Origin of the sequence: Peptoniphilus sp. HMSC075B08 (genome assembly GCF_001815405.1) — a bacterium.
Lineage (GTDB): Bacteria > Bacillota > Clostridia > Tissierellales > Peptoniphilaceae > Peptoniphilus_A > Peptoniphilus_A harei.
Genome location: NZ_KV820459.1, coordinates 24,350 through 27,578, shown reverse-complemented (window position 1 = coordinate 27,578; position 3,229 = coordinate 24,350). Strand labels below are relative to the sequence as shown.

3 protein-coding genes and 1 riboswitch are annotated in these 3,229 nt (G+C 36.4%); all 3 genes read right to left on the bottom strand.

From position 1 onward, the window contains the following. Window positions 1-66 precede the first annotated feature (66 nt). Complete coding sequence (locus HMPREF3023_RS07895; RefSeq protein WP_070702353.1) at window positions 67-897, bottom strand: KilA-N domain-containing protein; 831 nt, start codon at window positions 895-897, stop codon at window positions 67-69. 34 nt (window positions 898-931) lie between these two features. Beyond that, window positions 932-2,056: a pyridoxal-phosphate-dependent aminotransferase family protein gene (locus tag HMPREF3023_RS07890; protein WP_070702351.1), complete on the bottom strand. Its 1,125-nt coding sequence runs from the start codon at window positions 2,054-2,056 to the stop codon at window positions 932-934. Window positions 2,057-2,185: 129 nt separating this feature from the next. Next, window positions 2,186-2,791 carry an ECF transporter S component gene (locus tag HMPREF3023_RS07885; protein ID WP_070702349.1) on the bottom strand — a complete coding sequence of 202 codons (606 nt, stop codon included), beginning with the start codon at window positions 2,789-2,791 and terminating at the stop codon, window positions 2,186-2,188. Between the two features lie 52 nt (window positions 2,792-2,843). After that, a riboswitch (FMN riboswitch) is annotated at window positions 2,844-2,956 on the bottom strand. Window positions 2,957-3,229 lie beyond the last annotated feature (273 nt).

The window sequence follows — 3,229 nt, the reverse complement described above, 5'->3', positions numbered from 1 at the left end:
CCAAGAGAAGAATTAAAACCTTAGGTTTTAGAGTAAAATTTTAAAGATGAAATCTTTATAAAGAAACTACTCTTCTATTTCTAACTTATTTAAGCTCTCCAACGATATTAATTGATTTATAGCTAATTTTCTCAACTCAATCATCCTATCTTTTTGTTTCATTCCCTGTTCAATCAGTATTGCGTTGTAGGATTCCATGTTGGCAAGAACTAATAATTCATTCAAGCTTGCATAGTCTCTCATATTTCCTTTTAGATCAGGGTTTTCTTCTCTCCACTGCTTTGCTCTTTTGCCAAACAATGCTACATTTAAGATATCAGCTTCACTTGCATACTTGTAATATAATTGTTCTTTGGTTAAATCTTTTAATAGATGCTCTTTTATTGCATCTGTGTGGATTTTGTAGTTAATTTTTGATATTTCTCTATGAAGATTCCAACTTAAGGATATTTTAGAATTTTCATCTTCCTTTAGTCTTTTATAGTCTTGGATAATATATAACTTAAACTCTGGTGAAAGCCAGGATGCAAACTCCATTGCTATATCATAATGAGCATAGGTCCCACCGTATCTACCGGATTTTGATACTATTCCGATAGCTTGTGTAGATTCTATCCATTTGCTTGGGGTCATTGTAAACCTATTTAATCCTGCATCATTTCTAAACGTGTCGAATTGCACACGGTTAAAATTCGAATTATTTAGAGTCTCCCACAATCCTATAAATTCAAGAGTATTCCTATTTCTCATCCAGTTTTGAATAACAAATCTGGGATCATCTGAGTTTCTGTATCTTGCTATATCTGTAAGACTTATATAGTCGTTTTTAAAATCTTCAGTATAAACTTGAATTGATATTCCTTTTGCAGAAATATTATCTTTTTTTATTTTTGACATTTTGTATCTCCTTATAAAAGAAAAAATAAAAATCTTATTTTTGCATTAATTTTTGAAATTCTTCTTTTAAAGACACTCTTGTCTCAATTCCTAATTCCCCAAATACCTCATCTAACTTTTCATAGAGTTCTAAGAAGTTGTCGTAGGATATGTTGTTCCCCATGTGGCCTATCCTAAATACTTTTTCGAAGATATGGCCTGCTCCCTTTGATATTAGTATTCCCTTGTCTCTCAAGGCTCCGATGATGTCTTCTGCTATATAACCTTCTGGCACCATAACTGCTGTCAATGTATTGGACCTTGAGTCTTTTGCATAGAGTTCGAAGCCTGCTTTTTCAAATATTTCTCTTGTGACTTCTGCGTACTCTTTGTGGAGGGCCAGAGAGTCTTTCTCGAATAACAAGTCTAATGCCAAATCTAGGGCGTAGGTTAGGTTTTCGTTCATTGTGTATGGGAAGGCAAATCCATCGGAGTAGGCGTAGTAGTTTTCAAAGTTCATATAATATGAAGGAACTTGTTTTTTTCTATCTTTTATGGCCTTTTTTGCCCTCTCTGATATTGTGACAAGTGTAAGGCCTGTTGGTGCTGATATACATTTTTGGCTTCCTCCCAAGGCGATGTCCACCTTGTAGTCGTCAAAGTCAAATGCTTCTCCCCCCATGCCTGACACTGTGTCTACTATTGTCAAGATTCCGTAAGAATTCAGGAGCCTGCAAATTGTCCTGACGTCGTTTGTGATGCCTGATGGGGTTTCGCAATGGACCATGGTTGCCACTTTGAAGTCGTGGTCTTTTTCTAGGAATTTTTTTAATTTTTCTATGTCAAATCCTCTTCTAAAGTCGTCTTCATATATGTAAGACTCTCCTCCGTAGAATTTTACGAAGTCGGCAAAGCCTGCTCCAAAAACTCCGTTGTTAAGGACAAGGACCCTGTCGCCTTCTTCTACTAGGTTACATATTGCTCCTTCTAGTCCTATCATTCCTTCGCCAAGCATGATAAAGGATGTGGCTTCTGTCTTTAGGAGTTTAGAGATTTTCTTTTCTACTTGTCTATGTTTTTTCTCATATTCTGGGTCTATGTCGGGGTTGGTAAGGGACTTGCCCATTACTTCCATTACTCTTTTATCTATTGATGTTGGGCCTGCGCAAAGTATTTTCATTTTTTACCTCTCTTTTTTGCAATTTTTGTAAAAGTTTTCTTGTGTAAATTATATTATAAGGGACAAAAAAAACAAGCTGCCCTTTGACAGCTTGCTCTTTCCTTTTATTTTTCTTTAATCTTTTAATCTTTAATTCTTAAAGATTGGTGAAACTTTTTTATAAACCAACATCATTATCGCTGACGTTGTGAAGCCTTTTATTAGGTTAAAAGGTAGGACTGAATAGATCATCATTGAGAATAGGCCTGTGATCCTTGGTGTGATTGCTGCTCCCATTCCTATGATTGCATCCATTGGCATTACCTTGCCGTATAGTGGAAAGACAACGAAGTAGTTGGAGATCATTGCAAGGGTAGTCATGGCAAGGACTCCTAGAGTCAAGGACACTACTGCTCCCTTGTATGTCTTGTGCTTCCTATAGAAGTAAGCTGACACAAAGGCAAAGCTGCTGGAGATGATGAAGTTTGATAGTTCGCCAACTCCTGCTGTCATTGTTCCCTTAAAGATGATGTGCATTATGTTTTTTATAGCCGCGATTATGATGCCATAGGCTGGTCCCATTGTGAAGGCCCCCAATAGTACTGGTAGGTCTGAGATGTCTAGTTTCATAAAGGGTGGTGCTACAAAGGTAAGTGGTAGTTGAAAATACATTAGTATAAATCCTATCACTGATAGCATTCCAATTTTCGTCATGTCTTTTGTTCTTAACATAGAACTTGAATTTACTTTGTTCATTTTACCTCCTGTTGGGGCATAAAAAAACCCCGAACCTTCGGGGCATGAAAGTTTAAATCATTCTCTCATCCAGACTTTACTGTCGGTATTGGAATTGCACCAATTCGGCTTGCGCTCGCGGACTTTACCGCCGGTTGGGACTTGCACCCTTCCCTGAAGATTTAAAATATTTTTTATTTATTTCTTGTTTTTATTATATCATTTGTGAATTTTTTTGCAAGGATTAAGTGGACTTAATTTATATTAAATTGATGAAAGTTTTCTTTAAAAACATATAAAAAAGTTTTTTGTAAAGCAGGGCTTTACGAATCAGTCTTGGAAGGGGTTATACCCATTTGGGCACACAGGGGGCATCGTGAAGTTTGTAAAGAAATACTTCGTCTTTGTAAATCTTTTTGTAAAGCAGAGCTTTACTATTCTTTATCCGGAGGGGGTTAG

Coding starts and splice junctions, on each gene's coding strand:
- HMPREF3023_RS07895 (WP_070702353.1), bottom strand. CDS start 897: ATGTCAAAAATAAAAAAAGATAATATTTCTGCAAAAGGAATATCAATT.
- HMPREF3023_RS07890 (WP_070702351.1), bottom strand. CDS start 2,056: ATGAAAATACTTTGCGCAGGCCCAACATCAATAGATAAAAGAGTAATG.
- HMPREF3023_RS07885 (WP_070702349.1), bottom strand. CDS start 2,791: ATGAACAAAGTAAATTCAAGTTCTATGTTAAGAACAAAAGACATGACG.